This window comes from Burkholderia sp. L-4, from assembly GCF_056856535.1.
Genome location: NZ_JBXEOX010000002.1, coordinates 2,619,152 through 2,633,829, shown reverse-complemented (window position 1 = coordinate 2,633,829; position 14,678 = coordinate 2,619,152). Strand labels below are relative to the sequence as shown.

Below are 14,678 nucleotides of genomic sequence, written 5' to 3'. Positions count from 1 at the left end.
GCGGGCGCCCGGTCTCGAGCGGCACGCGTTGCGCGTGCCGCCGGCGTCGATGCTGGCCGCACTCGCGTCGTGCGTCGGCATTGCGATCGTCGCGGCGCTGCAGTATGCCGTGCTCGTGCAGTTCGGCGGGTCCGCCCGGGTGGGGGCGGCGATGACCGTCCTGGCACCGTCGGTTGACCCCCTGTGGCCCGTGTTCGGGGCGATGGTGGCGGGCGGCGCGGCGCAGGCGGTGCTGTACCGGCAGTTGCTGCCGCAACGTTACCGAACCCAACGCAACGGGACGCTCGCGGCGCTCTGGCTCGCCTGTACGTTCGTGCCGGTCGGCGGCGGCCTCGTCGTGCTGGCCAGCTGTGCGTGGGCGGCTTGCTGGCCCGCGAAGCAGGGCGACGACGCATACGCCGACGTGCCTTTGCCCGAGTTCGTCACCTATCTCGTGTCGCGCGTCTCGCACGGCGGCGGTGCGCGTCTGCAGGCGCGTCTCGTGAATACGCGGGTGGCCGCGTCGGATCGGCTCTCCGCGCTGGTTGCGATCCAGAGCATGCCGACGCGCACGACCGGCACGCTGCTGCGCGATCTGCTCGCCGATCCTCTCGAAGACGTGCGGCTCATCGCATACGGCACGCTCGACCGCGCCGAGAACGAGATCGCGCAGAACATCTTCCGTGCGCAGCAGACGCTCGATGCCGCCGACGACGATGCAACGCGCCAGGCGAATCATCGCCGGCTTGCCGAGCTGTACTTCGAGCTGGTCTATCAGAATCTCGTGCTCGGTGCGGTGCACGGGCACACGCGCGAACAGGCCGACCGCCACGCGCAGGCCGCGCTCGCGATCGACGCAGGCGACGCGGCGATGTGGCTCGTTCGCGGCCGCCTCGCACTCGCGACCGGCGACGCAGACGCGGCCGTGCAATACATGAGCCGTGCGCTCGAATGGGGCTTTCCGCGCGAGCGTCTCGTGCCGTGGCTTGCCGAGGCTGCATTCCTGCGTGGCGAGTATCCGCGCACGGCCGAACTGCTCGCGTCGCTCGGCAACGCGGCCGCGCTGCCCGTTCTCAATCCCGTCGTTCGTTACTGGTCGTCATGAAACCGTCCATTCACCGCCGTGCCGGTCCGTCGACCGCGATCGACGTTTGCCTGCTGCTCGAGGGCACGTTCCCGTATGTGCGAGGCGGCGTATCGAGCTGGGTCAACGAGATGATTCGTGCCTACCCGCACAAGCACTTCGCGATCGTGTTCATCGGCAGCCGGGAAGACGACTATCATGGCGCCGCGTACGCATTGCCCGACAACGTCGTCCACTTCGAGTCCCATTATCTGTATGGCGACGTGCCCGCCGATACGGGCAGCGCACGGGAGATTCCCGGCGACGCCGAAGCGTTCAGGCGTTCGGCTGCGCTGCACGATGCGTGGCGCGGGCGGGATGCGGACGGCGTCGTGGCGAATCCGGCTGCGCTGATGGCTGACCTGGTCCAACTGATCGACGACGACGGACCGCTGAACGAGCGGCAGTTTTCCACCAGCCGCGCGGCGTGGGACTTCATCGTCGAGCGTTATCGCCGCTACTGCACGGACCCGTCCTTCACCGACTACTTCTGGACGGTACGGATCATGCACAAGCCGCTGTGGCAGCTTGCGCGGATCGCACGCGGACTGCCGCCGGCGCGCGTCTATCACACCGTATCGACGGGTTATGCGGGCTTTCTCGGTGCGCTGTTGCATTACCGCACGGGCCGGCCGCTACTCGTTTCCGAGCACGGTATCTATACCAAGGAACGCAAGATCGATCTGCTGCAAAGCGAGTGGATCCGCGACAACCGGGGCGCGTTTGAGCGGGACGTATCGGCGATCAGCTATTTTCGCGCGCTGTGGGTGCGTTTCTTCGAAGCACTCGGCAAGCTCGCCTACGACGCGGCCGACGAGATCGTCGCGCTCTACGAGGCCAATCGGCACCGTCAGATCGCCGACGGCGCCGATGCCGCCCGGACGCGCAATATTCCGAACGGCGTCGACGTGGACGGCTTCGCGCCGCTGCTGGACAAGCGGGACGGCGGCCCGCGCCGCGTCGTCGCGCTGATCGGCCGCGTGGTGCCGATCAAGGACATCAAGACGTTCGTCCGCGCGATGTTCATCGCATCGCGGACGATGCCGGAAATCGAAGGCTGGATCGTCGGGCCGGAAGAAGAGGATCCCGCGTACGCGCTGGAATGCCGGGCGCTCGCGCAGAGCCTCGGGCTCGCGACGACGGTGCGCTTTCTCGGCTTCCAGCGGATGCACGACATTTTGCCGAAAGTCGACGTGATCGCGCTGACCTCGATCAGCGAGGCGCTCCCGCTCGTCGTGCTCGAAGGCTTCGCGGCCGGCGTGCCGTCGATTACCACGGACGTCGGGTCGTGCCGGCAACTGATCGAAGGGCTCGGAGAGGATGACCGCGCGTTCGGGCCCGCCGGCGCGGTCGTGCCGATCGCGAATCCGGCCGCGTTCGCGCAGGCGGCGCTCGACCTGCTCGGCGACGCGCAGCGCTGGCAGGCCGCGCAGCAAGCCGGCCTCTCCCGCGTCCGACGCTTCTACACGCGTGCACAGATGATCGACCGGTATCGGGCGTTGTACGATGCGCTCGCGATCGCCCCCGACCGGATGCGCCGCGGGCGGCCGTTCGAAGCCGGCTGCCCGGTGCACCATGCAGGTGCGGGCGTGGTTGCATCCGGCTCGCGCAAGGAGGGCCGCTGATGGCCGGCATCGGCTTCGAGTTGCGCAAGATCCTGCGGCAACAGACGCTCTTCGGCGTCGCACGCGCATACGCGTATGCGGGGCTGATCAGCTCCGGGCCGCTGATTCTGTCGATATTCGGAATTCTGATCATCGGCGTGATGAGCGTCGCGTTCGTGATACCCAAATATGCGATCGTCCAGTTTCAGGTGTCGGTGACTTACCTGATCGCGTGCAGTCTGATTCTGACCGGGCCGCTGCAATTGTCGTTCACGCGCTTCATCTCCGACCGGCTGTTCGAGAAGCGCGACGATCTCGTGCTGTCGAACTATAACGGTGTGGCGCTGATTGCCACGGCGGCATCGGGATGTGCCGGCTTCATCGCGGTGGCGTCGGGATTTCGCGGCGAGCCGCTGCTGTATCGGCTGCTGATGGTCGCGGGATTCGTCATCGTCAGCAATATCTGGATCGCGGTGATCTTTTTGTCCAGCGTGAAACAGTACCGGCAGATTCTCGCGGTATTCCTGGTCGGATACGGCTGCACGGTCGCGTTCGCGCTGATGCTGAACCGGCAGGGCATTTGCGGCCTGCTCGGCGGTTTCGTCGCCGGGCATCTCGTCTTGCTTACCGGGCTTTCGGGGTTGATCTACCGAAACTACCGCAGCGATCGCTTCGTCTCGTTCGAGATGCTCGACCGGCGCTTCGCGTATCCGACGCTCGCGCTTGTCGGACTGCTGTTCAATCTCGGCGTATGGCTCGACAAGTTCATGTTCTGGTATGCACCGGGCACGGGTGCGCAGGTGATCGGGCCGTTGCGTGCATCGGTGATCTACGACATACCCGTGTTCATCGCGTACGTTTGCGTGATGCCCGGGATGGCGACGTTCCTGGTACGCATCGAGGCGGACTTCGTCGAGTATTACGATGCGTTCTACGAAGCCGTGCGCAGCGGTGCGACGCTGCGGCACATCAACGACATGCGCGACATGATGGTCGGCAGCGTGCGCGCCGGGCTGTATGAAATCATCAAGGTGCAGGCCGCCGTGCTGGTGCTGATCGTCGCATTCGGTCACTGGCTGCTGGCGGCCCTGCATATCTCGACGCTGTACCTTCCGCTTCTGCTCGTCGACGTGATCGCCGCGAGTCTGCAGGTGCTGCTGCTGGGTTTGCTGAACGTATTCTTCTATCTCGACGCGCGCCGGCTGGTCGTGGCGCTGTCGACGGCGTTCGTCGCGCTCAACGGCGTGCTGACCGGCATCACGCTATGGATGACGCCGGATGCATACGGCTATGGCTTCGCGCTTGCGCTGCTCGTTCTCGATGTCGCGGCGGTCCTGCTGCTCGACCGCAAGTTCGGCCGCCTCGAATACGAAACCTATATGTTGCGTCATTGAGGAGATATGTTTTCATTCCGAATCCGTCGGCCGCACGGGCGGCCGATGATGGCGCTGGCGCCGGCCGCGGCTGCCATCGCAGTCGTCATCTTGGGTGCGCTGTGCGGGCGGGCAGGCTATGCGCAACCCGCACCGCCCGTATCGTCGCCCGACGCGTGCGATCCGGCCGATGCGATGCGTGCGCATTCCGTCGCGTTCTTCTACGGCAACGACGTGCCGGTTCGCCAGCTGGAGAAGTTCGATGTCGTTGTCGTCGAACCCGACAGCGGCTTCGATCCACGTGCGCAAGACGTGCGACGCCCCGCGTGGTTCGCCTATGTGAGCGTCGGCGAAGTCACGCAGGAGCGCGACTATGCGCGCAGGATGCCGAAACGGTGGTTGTTCGGGCGTAATACGACATGGGCGTCGGCGGTCGTCGATCAGTCGGCGCAGGGGTGGCCGTCGTTTTTCGTCGAACAGGTGATCGCGCCGCTGTGGGCGCGTGGGTACCGAGGCTTCTTTTTCGACACGCTGGATTCGTACCAGCTCGTCGCGAAGACGGAAGCGGCGCGCGCGAAGCAGGAGGCTGGCCTGGTCGCCGTGATCCACGCCGTGAAATCGCGCTATCCGACTGCGCAACTGATCCTGAACCGCGGCTTCGAGATCTTGCCGAAGGTGCATGACGCGATCGCCGCGGTTGCATTCGAATCGCTGTTCGGCAACTGGGATCAGCGCAACCGGCGTTACGGCGCCGTCCCCGCGGCGGATCGCGACTGGTTGCTCGCGCAAGCAAAGGCGATTGAAGCGCGCTATGCGCTACCGGTGGTCTCGATCGACTATTGCCCGCCGGAAGACGCGGCGTGCCGCGACACGATCGCCGCGAAGATTCGCGCGACGGGTCTCATTCCGTATGTGACGGACGGAGCGTTGCGCACCGTCGGCACGGGCCCCGATGCGACGGCATCATGGCGATGCCGCGACGCGAGGTTCGGCGGAGATTGACGCATTCTGCCTACTGCTGTCGAGCGTATCTCGAGACAGCGCGTCGATTGCCGCAATGATCGAATTGAACAGCCCGGAGAGTTCGTCTGCGTGCACACTGACGCGAGCAAGCATTTCTCGCTGCTCGGCGGTCGTGGCCTCTGCTTGCCAGCGCATGAACTGCTCGTCTTGAATCGGTAACGTTTTTCGTTGCCGGGCGTAGTAATGCCGGATTCGTCCAAGCATCGCGCCGTCCAGCACGTGCGGCTCCATTTTGTGCGTGGTCAGTTTGACCTGTATCCCACGCGCTTCGTCCAGTTGAGCGTCGAACAAATAAAGGAAGGTCGGCAAAAACCGGATCGGTCGCCATGCCGGCGCTTGTCGCGTGGTGTCGTTCATCGTTGGAAATCCGCCGGGATGACTGTTTTGTCGATCTGTGTCGAGAGTCCCCCACGCTGCGCGCGCTGGTATTGAGCCACTGGCTGGACATCGACCGCGCAATACATGCAATCGGTATGCCATCGGGTCCGCTCGATCAGGCAAGGGTTGGCCGGCAGGGCTGAAACCCATGTGTCAACGGTTCGTGACACCGATGTATGGAAATCCGTACTCGTCGCGGTACGCGACGATGCGACCGCGCTGCCGTTTCCCGTTTCCCGTTTCCCCAGTGACGAGGGCGTCCTGCATTTTCATCACGGCCGACGCGACGTTTTTCGCGGCAATCGATAAAAAGATAATACGCCCGTGATCGTTTGCGAGGACGGATTGTCACCTGAGGCGCAAGCGTGTCAGGGCAAGCCGACCGATATATCCGACCATCTCGCGAAAGGTTTCCTCAGGCGAGGAATGCATGAGTTACAGGAAGTTTGCTTGCGTGCCGACATAACGAACAACAACACACGGGGGGAAGCAAGCATGGGCTCCATGACAGTCGGCAGGAAGCTGGGCGTTGCATTCGGTATCGTCGTACTTATATCGTTGATCGGCAGCGCGATCTCGATCGTCAATTTTCTGAAGCTGAATCAGGCGAACGGCTGGAACGTTCATAGTTACCAGGTCTTGCGAGCGAACGACGACATGCTGACCAGCATGGTCAACATGGAGACGGGCGTGCGCGGCTACGTGGCCTCGGGGGATGACCGGTTTCTGGAGCCCTACAAGGCAGGCGTCAAGCAGTTCGCCGCGTCGCTCGATGTCGTTCGCGGCCTCACCGCGGACAACGCGGCGCAGCAGCGTCGTCTCGAGACACTGCGCGACATGCATCGGAAGGTGGCGGAGATCGATGACAAGCTGATCGCGATGCGGCGTGACGTCAATGCCGGTACGCAGCCGGCCAACGTGCTGATCGACTACTTCAAGCAGGGCAACGACAAGCAGTTCATGGATCGCTATCGAGCCGTGACCGCCGAGCTGAACGAGGCCGAGCAGTCGCTGCTCGATCAGCGCTCAGGGGAAGTGGCTAGCTTGACTGCGTTGACCAAGTTGACGCTGGCGGCAGCAGGCGTCATCACCGTCGTCCTCTCGATCGTGCTGGGAACCGTCATCACGCGCGGAATCATGCGGTCGCTGGGGGGCGAGCCCGCCGACGCCGCGGTCGTGGCCGGGCGTATTGCCGAAGGCAATCTCGAAGCACCTGTGCCGGTCGCGCCGAACGATCGCGGCAGCCTGATGGCGTCGCTCGAATCGATGCGGCGGCAACTGAGCGGCATCGTGTCGGAAATCCAGTCGACCGCGGAATCGATCACGACTTCGGCTGGCGAAATCGCGCAAGGTAACCTGGATCTCTCGCAGCGAACGGAGGAGCAGGCGGCTTCGCTCGAGGAAACGGCGGCCAGCATGGAGCAGTTGACCGCGACGGTTCGTCAGAATACGGAAAACGCCCGGCAGGCGAATGTGCTTGCGGGCAGCGCGTGCGAGGTCGCGATGCGCGGCGGCGAAGTGGTGAACCAGGTGGTCGACTCCATGCGCGCCATTTCGAGCAGTTCGGGCAAGGTTGCCGAAATCATCACCGTGATCGAGGGGATTGCGTTCCAGACGAACATCCTCGCGCTGAATGCGGCAGTCGAGGCCGCGCGTGCGGGCGAGCAGGGGCGCGGATTTGCGGTGGTGGCCGGCGAAGTGCGCACGTTGGCGCAACGCAGCGCGAACGCGGCCAAGGAAGTCAAGGATCTCATCACGGGTTCGGTGGAAAGCGTGGCCCAAGGGTCGCAGCAGGTCGAACGCGCGGGCGCCACCATGTCGGAGATCGTGCAGTCCGTGCGGCGAGTGACCGACATCATGAATGAAATCGCATCGGCGTCGGACGAACAGGGAACGGGTATCGAGCAGGTCAACGTCGCCGTGGGCCAGATGGACTCGGTCACGCAGCAGAACGCGGCGCTCGTGGAGCAGGCATCGGCGGCCGCGCAGGCGATGGCACAGCAGGCGACCACGCTGCGCGAGGTGGTCGGGGTATTCAGGATCGGTCGCGCGCTCGCGCACTGACGCCCCCCGAATCCCGGTGCTCCACTCGAAGTCGATGCGCGAGGCGCCGAGTCGCTCGCGTGGCGATGCTTTCGTGGATCGAGGCAGTTTGTCGCAGGATGTCCGGTGAACCGAGCGCCGGCCGTATCGCGCTTCCGTGTGGCGACCACGTCATGCCCGCATGTCGTTTCGCCCCTCTTCAAGCGTGGATGAATGTCTGCGCAAGCTTTCTACAGGTTCTCGACCGGAACGGGAATCGTCTCGCCTTGATACGGTATCGCCGAGAACGGTCCGACCGCGCGAAGGATCCGATGCCGATTCAGTTCGAAGGCCAACCGAATCTGCTGTTCGCTCGTATCCCGGGCGCCGAGGCAGGTGCGGACGGTCTCGCGCAATAACGAAAACGAGCGATATCCCCAACCGAATCCATAAGCGGAAAATTGCAGCGTGCCCGCATCCGTCAAAACGGGCAGCGTGCTCTCGATCGGTAGCATGTTCATCCTTGGCACCTGTTTGAAGACCATACGGTATGTCGCCGCGCATAGGAGCAGCGTGACGGCCAGGCGAGCATGCCGCGCTATCCGGTCCGCTTTCGACTACGTCCACCGTTGCACGGGCCGCTTCCTGTTCGCGCGAAACATGCAAGCGACGTGCCACGTCAAGGCCTATGCCGGACAAAGGCACTGCCAACAGCGAACAATCAGATGTGTCAAGCAATCGATACACCGGCGTCAACGAATTAGACGCCGATCGAGGTTGATGTGGGTATTGTTTTATTGTCGTCAATCAACCGAAATAGTTTGGAAAGGGAGGCGATGCCGGTTACATCGCCGATGCCGTTCATTCGCACGGCGGGTTGACGCAAAGCCAGTGCGCATAGGCTCATGGCGCCGGCTCGAATCGAGGTCGGGCGAACGTCGACGAATCGTTCGGCTGCTTGACGCCGGATGTTGCCCGGGACGATTCGTCGAACCACGCGATGATCGAATCGTACAGCGCGGCGAGGTGGTCGGCGCGCTCGCCGATCCGCCTGAGCATTTCCCGTTGTTCCGTAGTCGTGGCTTCCCATTGCCAACGCATGAATTGCTCGTATTGAATCGGCAACAGCTTCCGTTGCCCGATGTAGTAATGCGTGACTCGTTCGCGCATCGCAGGATCGGCCATGCGTCCTTCCGTCGTGTGCCGGGTCAATTTGTCAAAGGTCGCCCGCGCTTCGTCCACTTGAATGTCGACCAGATAAAACAGGATCGGCAAAAACTCGATGGGCCGCCATACCGGCGGCCGTTGCGTGTCTTTCGTCATCGGTTGAATGTCGATCAAGCTTCGCTCGGTCGGTTCCAGCGCGCGCCGACATCGATCGTTTCCATCAGTCGATCGATGTCGAGCAGGGTCAGCATTTGTTCGCCGTCGTCCCCTTCATGGATGGCGAGGCCCGTGACGCATTCCGTTTGCATCGCGGTCCCGACCTCCGGCGCGGGGCGGCGAGCGGAGAGATCGATATCGACGACGCCGCTCACCGAGTCGACGATCAAACCGATCGCCTGTTCCGCACCGTCGAGTACGATGATGGCGGTCGGTACGGTGTCGCTGATCGGGTCCAGCGAGAACGTCGTGCGCAGGTCGACGATCGGCATGACGAGGCCGCGCAGGTTGATCGTGCCTTTGACGAACGGCGGCGCATCGGCGGCGGGCGTCGGTTCTACATAGGGGCGAATTTCGCGGACACTCATGATATCGATGCCGTATTCGTCGTCGCCGAGCACGAAAGCGACAAATACCTGCTTGGTCGCGTCGCCGGCGCTTTCGCGTACGGGTGTGCTCTCCGCGATTTCAACTGCTTCCGTCATGTCATGCTCCAGAAAATGGATGGTTCGTGCCGTATCAAAAGGCGGTCCAGTCTGCTGCCGCGTCCATCGCGGCACGGGGTGACGGCGCGCTTGCCTCCGTCACGGGCGTGCGGCCCGGTCGCACCGGCCGTGACACGGCCGCCGTGGTGGCCGCACCCCGGCGCGTCGCCGGCTGGTCGTAGGCATGGCTATCCACGGACCCGACACGGAAGAACGAGACGGCCTCGGTCAATCGATGTCCCTGATCTTCGAGCGACTTCGACGCGGCCGCCGCTTCTTCCACCAGTGCCGCGTTCTGTTGCGTGACTTCGTCCATCTGCGTGATCGCGATGTTGACCTGTTCGATCCCGCGACTTTGTTCGGAGGACGCCGCGGCGATTTCACCCATGATGTCTGTCACGCGTGCCACGGCCTTCGTCACGTCGGCCATCGTATGGCCCGCATCGTCGGCAAAACGCGAGCCGTCCCGAATCTTCTGGACGGATGCGCCGATCAACGCCTTGATTTCCTTGGCTGCACTCGATGAACGCTGCGCGAGGCTTCTCACTTCGCTCGCCACGACGGCGAAGCCGCGACCCTGTTCGCCCGCGCGGGCAGCTTCCACGGCAGCGTTCAGCGCGAGAATGTTGGTCTGGAACGCGATGCCCTCGATGATCCCGGTGATCTCGGCTATCTTCGACGAGCTGTCGCTGATGTCGGTCATGGTTTCCACGACCTGGCTCACCACCGCGCTGCCTTTGTGCGCGACGTCCGACGCACCGTGGGCCAGGGCGCTCGCCTGTTGCGCGCTCTCCGCGTTCTGACGCACGGTAGCGGTGAGCTGTTCCATGCTCGATGCCGTCTCCTGCAGCGACGCCGCCTGTTGCTCCGTGCGGGACGACAGGTCCTGGTTGCCGGACGCGATCTGGCTGGATCCCGTCGCGATGCTGTCCGCGGCGGTACGGACTTGCCCGATCAGCCGGACGAGGCTCGCCTGCATCTCGCCCATCGATGCCAGCACGCTGCCCTGCGGCGCGACCGCGGCGCCGTCCACGGTGCCGAGGTCGCCCGCCGCGACGCGGCGTGTGATGTCGCTCAGGGCGCCGGGTTCCGCGCCGAGTGCGCGCGTGATGCTGCGCGTGATCAGGAGCGCCGCAACGACGGCGGCGGCGACGGCGGCGAGACAGATGCCGATCAGCAGCGCGCGGTGTCTGTCGTACTGTTGCGCGGACGCCTGCTTGCTTTCGGCCGCCCGATTGCTTGCGAAGCCGGCGTAGGTGTCGGCTGCTGCGACGAGTTCCTTCAGTAGCGGCCGGCATTGATCGTCGATCATCGCGATCGCCTGGTCTCGCTGGCCGTGCAACGCGGCGTCGCCGATCGCGACGGCCACCGGGCCATATCGCGACTCGATGCGGTTGATCTCGGCCACCAGCGCGCGGCCTTTCGCCGTCACGTCGGGGTTGGTGGCGATGGCTTCGTTCAGCTGGCGAAGCCGTGCCTGCACTTCGTCGTGCGCCTGCGTCATCGCAACGCGTTCGGCTTCGATATCGTCGGGCTTCGTCACGAGCACCAGATTACGGACGGCGACCGCGCGACGAAGTACCGCCGCACGAACTTTTTCGGTCAACTCCGCGCGCGCACGCGCACCGTCGACGTAGTTGGCGAAACTGTCGTTCGCATCCCCGAGCGCACCGAGTGCGATCACCGAAACCAGAACCACCAGCGCGGCCATCATGCCGAAGGTCAGCGCGAGTTTCGCTCGCACGGTCAATTGTCCGAAGCTCATGTTTAGTCTTCCCCTGTCGTTTGCCCTGGTCGAGCGGTTGTCGTTGTGCTTGTTATGAACGTCGGGTCGGGAAGGCATCGACATGCGTCGACGCTCATCCGCATCCCGTCGTTGAAATCACGATCACGCAGGGACCGGTACCGGCTTCGATGTCTTCGCGTGCAGTTTCGCGAAGGATGAGCGCCGCCTGCCCGGTGCGATCCGCGAGATCGCTCCGGGCAATACATGCAAGCGGTGTGCCACATAAAGGGGACTGTCGGACAAGGCTTTGCGGGCAGCGCGGCAGCGAGACTGTCAACGCATCCGGACACGCGTGTCCGGCAATCCGACGCTAGCCGATGTCGAGGTGTGCCATGCGCGTGTACAGCGACTGGCGGCTGATGCCGAGCCGCTTCGCTGCTTCCGCGCGATTGTCGCCGGTGAGTCCGAGCGTGCGCAGGATCATCTCGCGCTCGACGGCGGCGAGTGCTTCCGACAGCGGACGATTGAGCATCGCGGCAGGCAGCAGCGCGTCGCGCGAAGGAACACCCGGTTCGTCGAGGAACGCGAGATCGCATCCGGTGACGACGACGCCGGGCGCGAGCGCATTCACGCGCGCGATCGCGTTGCGCAGTTCGCGCACGTTGCCCGGCCACGCATACGCGATCAGGCGGCGCTCCGCCTGCACGGACAGCCGCTTCGTCGTAGTCGAGGCCGACGTCGTGTCGAGAAAATGGACGGCGAGCGGCAGGATGTCGGCCAGCCGCTCGCGCAGCGGCGGCAGATGAATGGGGATGACGTTGAGTCGGTAAAGCAGGTCTTCGCGAAACGTTCCGTTCGCGACCATGGTCCGCAGGTCCCGATGGGTTGCCGCAATCACGCGGACGTTCACCGAAATGGACCGGTTGACGCCGAGTGGGGTGACTTGCTGTTCCTGCAGCACCCGCAGCAGCTTGGCTTGCATGGAGGTCGCCATGTCGCCGACCTCATCCAGAAAAAGCGTGCCGCCATCGGCTTCGACGATTCGGCCGGTCCGGGCGGCCGTGGCGCCCGTGAAGGCACCTTTGCAATGGCCGAAAAGCTCGCTTTCGAGCAGCTCATGAGGAATCGCCGCGCAATTCACGGCAACGAACGGGCCGGCGCTACGCGACGACTCGACGTGGAGCACCCTGGCCGCGACTTCCTTGCCGGTTCCCGTTTCCCCGGTGATGAGAACGGTCGCGTCCGACGCTGCCGCGCGGCCGATACATTTCTGTACTTCGCGCATCGCCGCGCTGATGCCGAGCAAGCGTGGCTCCGCACCGGCAGGTTCGTCGAACGCGTCGACGTTCGCCTGCGCATGGGGAGCGGCATCGGACAGAGGATGGGCCGCGAAGATCCGCTCGAGCAGGCTCGCGATATCGTCGCGGCCGACCGGCTTCGTCAGGTGGTCGAATGCGCCGAGGCGCATGGCGGCGATCGTGTTGCCGCTACGGGCATAGGCGGTCAGTACCACGACGGGGACCGTCGCGAGTCGAGGGACGCGCCGCAGTTTCGCGAGCACGGTAATGCCGTCCATGTCGGGCAACCGGATGTCGAGGAATATGCAGGCGGGTTGCAGACCTCGGTCGACGCGGGCGAGCGCGTGCTCGCCCGTGCCGGCGCATAGGGTTTCGTGACCCAGATCGGTCAGCGTTTCAGACAATCCTTCGCAGAAGGCATCGTCGTCGTCGATCAGCAGGATGGTCGCCATGGGATATCGATGACAAAGCAAGTAGTAGGGGTGGCGGCGTGACAGGCGTTGCCGCCGTGCGACGCTGCGATCTCTCGAACCAGGGTGAGACCGAGCCCGCAGCCGCCGGGCCGCGCGCTGACGAAGGGCTCGAAGATGCGCGCGCGCTCGGCTTCGGCAACGCCGGGGCCGTCGTCGGCGACTTCGAGCACGAAGCGTGCGCCGCATGGTGAAGCGCGGCGGCTGGCCTCGACGTGAACCTTGCCGCCCGGGCGAACGTGCGCCAGCGAATTGACGATCAGATTGTCGAGCGCACGACGCATCTGGGCAGGGTCGAATACGGGGCGATCGGTCATGTCGCTGGTGGAGACCGTCGGCATATTGCAGGCCACCGTCAGCGCGACATTCTTGCCGCGCGCGAGCTCGTCGTGTGTCTGCACGCTTTCCGAAAGCCACGTGGCCGGATCGACCGGCTCCAGGCGCGGCGTAACGGGCTGGGTGAGCGCCAGGAGCCTGGACACCTGGATTTCGATGCGCTCGATCTGGCCGAGTATCGAGCGCAGCGCCGATTGCTGCCGGCAGGCATCGCCGGCCAGCGCGTTCTCGGCTTTCAATCGCATCGCGCCAGCCGGATTGCGAATTTCATGCGCAACCTCGGCGGCCAGTGTGCCGAGCAGCGCGACACGATGTGCTTGCGCGAGGCGTATTTCCAGTTCGCTCGCGTGTTCGCGAGCATTGCGGGTACGCGCAGTACAGCGGTTGAATGCATGCGCGATCCGATCCAGTTCCGGCTCGCCCGGGCAGGGGATGCTGCCGGCGGAATCGGCGTCGCCGTTCGAGAGCGCCGTGTCGAGCCGCACGAGTTTGTCGCGCCATGCGAGCAGTGCGAAGGCGAGATACAGGGAAACGGCGAACAGAAGCGCCAGAACGACGGCAAACGTTGCTACGATGGCGTCGCCCTGACGGACCAACATCGATTGCGCGCGCACAAGGGTCCATGCATAGAGCCCGGCATGTCCGTTCACGGGGCACGCGATCGCGACGACTGCGTCGTGGTGCCTTCCCGCTATTTCGGCGGCGGAGCGCACGCCGGTGGACGCTGCCGAGAGCGCGCTCAGGATCAGCGGCGTTTCCGCTTCCGGAATGTCGCGCTTGATGCCGCTGCCGGGGTACGACGGAAACGCGTAAGCCAGAAATCCACCGGCACGCTCGGGCGCATTCGCCGATGGCGCGGAATGCAACGCGCCAGCGTGCCAGAAGCCCCCTTCGATACCCGAGGATGCGGCAAGGGCCGCGTTGAGTACGTCGCGCAACAGTTGAACGCTCGGCTCCGTCGCGTGAGGTAACGACAGCGTGTAGTGGGAAGCAATCGCGTCGCACGCGTCGCTCGCGCGCTGCCTGGCGGATGCGATCCTGTGGCCTTCGGTGCAACTGGCCATTAACCAGACGATTGCGACCAGCGATGCGCACAACGCCGCGGCAAGTGCCCTGAGTAGCGACAATTGCGTTGAAAACCTCGGTCTGACTAGCGGCATGGTCTTGCGTGGAACGGTGCTACGTCGGTGCTCATGGAAATGGTCTGCACAATGCAGGGCAATCGCGTTCGCGTCTGCGTCGACGTTCGGTCGAGAATAATGGGGTGGCCGTGGGGACGATGTGGTGGGCCATTCTTGTTTGAAGCATGCGATGTATGCGGTACGCACGCGCTCGCATCGCTCGGTTGGCAGGTTTTGTCAGACAACAGCTTCTGAAATGCGACACGTTCCGGCTGTGAAATCAATGTGTCAGGCCGGTTCGAGGTCGTATCCGGAAGTGATCCTTATTATCTGAATGGTACAGAAACGTTTTATTTT

At 64.1% G+C, this 14,678-nt stretch carries 12 protein-coding genes; 5 read left to right on the top strand and 7 right to left on the bottom strand.

Going from position 1 to position 14,678, the window contains the following annotated elements; genetic code table 11:
• The first annotated feature begins 49 nt into the window (after nucleotides 1–49).
• The 4 genes from AC1VVG_RS28715 to AC1VVG_RS28700 are packed head-to-tail and all read left to right on the top strand — an operon-like array spanning nucleotide 50 to nucleotide 5,081.
• The gene (locus AC1VVG_RS28715) at nucleotides 50–1,084 is read left to right on the top strand and encodes a tetratricopeptide repeat protein (RefSeq protein ID WP_059556724.1); all 1,035 of its coding nucleotides are present in this window, start codon (nucleotides 50–52) and stop codon (nucleotides 1,082–1,084) included.
• A complete protein-coding gene (pelF, locus tag AC1VVG_RS28710; RefSeq protein ID WP_367188539.1) occupies nucleotides 1,081–2,727 on the top strand; it encodes a GT4 family glycosyltransferase PelF in 1,647 nt (548 codons plus the stop codon). The genes AC1VVG_RS28715 and pelF overlap by 4 nt, the downstream gene beginning before the upstream one ends.
• Nucleotides 2,727–4,100, top strand: a complete 1,374-nt coding sequence (gene pelG / locus AC1VVG_RS28705) for an exopolysaccharide Pel transporter PelG (RefSeq protein ID WP_069704616.1) — start codon at nucleotides 2,727–2,729, stop codon at nucleotides 4,098–4,100. Before pelF ends, pelG begins: the two co-directional genes overlap by 1 nt.
• 6 nt (nucleotides 4,101–4,106) lie before the next feature.
• Entirely contained in the window at nucleotides 4,107–5,081 is a 975-nt protein-coding gene (locus AC1VVG_RS28700) for an endo alpha-1,4 polygalactosaminidase (RefSeq protein WP_482836984.1), read from the top strand.
• Here the strand turns inward: AC1VVG_RS28700 and AC1VVG_RS28695 are convergent.
• Nucleotides 5,043–5,459, bottom strand: coding sequence for a hypothetical protein (locus tag AC1VVG_RS28695; RefSeq protein ID WP_059556683.1), 417 nt, complete (start codon nucleotides 5,457–5,459; stop codon nucleotides 5,043–5,045). The genes AC1VVG_RS28700 and AC1VVG_RS28695 overlap by 39 nt on opposite strands.
• A 516-nt stretch (nucleotides 5,460–5,975) precedes the next feature.
• Here AC1VVG_RS28695 and AC1VVG_RS28690 point away from each other — a divergent pair.
• Entirely contained in the window at nucleotides 5,976–7,544 is a 1,569-nt protein-coding gene (locus AC1VVG_RS28690; protein WP_482836982.1) for a methyl-accepting chemotaxis protein, read from the top strand.
• Between the two features lie 209 nt (nucleotides 7,545–7,753).
• On the opposite strand, the gene AC1VVG_RS28685 is transcribed toward AC1VVG_RS28690, so the two are convergent.
• The 6 genes from AC1VVG_RS28685 to AC1VVG_RS28660 form a co-directional block, all read right to left on the bottom strand.
• Entirely contained in the window at nucleotides 7,754–8,023 is a 270-nt protein-coding gene (locus AC1VVG_RS28685; protein WP_034187971.1) for a hypothetical protein, read from the bottom strand.
• A 382-nt stretch (nucleotides 8,024–8,405) separates the two neighbouring features.
• Nucleotides 8,406–8,843 carry a hypothetical protein gene (locus AC1VVG_RS28680; RefSeq protein WP_226227393.1) on the bottom strand — a complete coding sequence of 146 codons (438 nt, stop codon included), beginning with the start codon at nucleotides 8,841–8,843 and terminating at the stop codon, nucleotides 8,406–8,408.
• Nucleotides 8,840–9,370: a chemotaxis protein CheW gene (locus AC1VVG_RS28675; RefSeq protein WP_482836981.1), complete on the bottom strand. Its 531-nt coding sequence runs from the start codon at nucleotides 9,368–9,370 to the stop codon at nucleotides 8,840–8,842. Before AC1VVG_RS28675 ends, AC1VVG_RS28680 begins: the two co-directional genes overlap by 4 nt.
• A 34-nt stretch (nucleotides 9,371–9,404) precedes the next feature.
• Nucleotides 9,405–11,135, bottom strand: a complete 1,731-nt coding sequence (locus AC1VVG_RS28670; RefSeq protein ID WP_482836980.1) for a methyl-accepting chemotaxis protein — start codon at nucleotides 11,133–11,135, stop codon at nucleotides 9,405–9,407.
• A gap of 331 nt (nucleotides 11,136–11,466) precedes the next feature.
• Nucleotides 11,467–12,846, bottom strand: a complete 1,380-nt coding sequence (locus AC1VVG_RS28665) for a sigma-54-dependent transcriptional regulator (RefSeq protein ID WP_482836978.1) — start codon at nucleotides 12,844–12,846, stop codon at nucleotides 11,467–11,469.
• Nucleotides 12,828–14,327, bottom strand: coding sequence for a sensor histidine kinase (locus AC1VVG_RS28660; protein ID WP_482836977.1), 1,500 nt, complete (start codon nucleotides 14,325–14,327; stop codon nucleotides 12,828–12,830). The genes AC1VVG_RS28665 and AC1VVG_RS28660 overlap by 19 nt, the downstream gene beginning before the upstream one ends.
• Nucleotides 14,328–14,678: the final 351 nt, after the last annotated feature.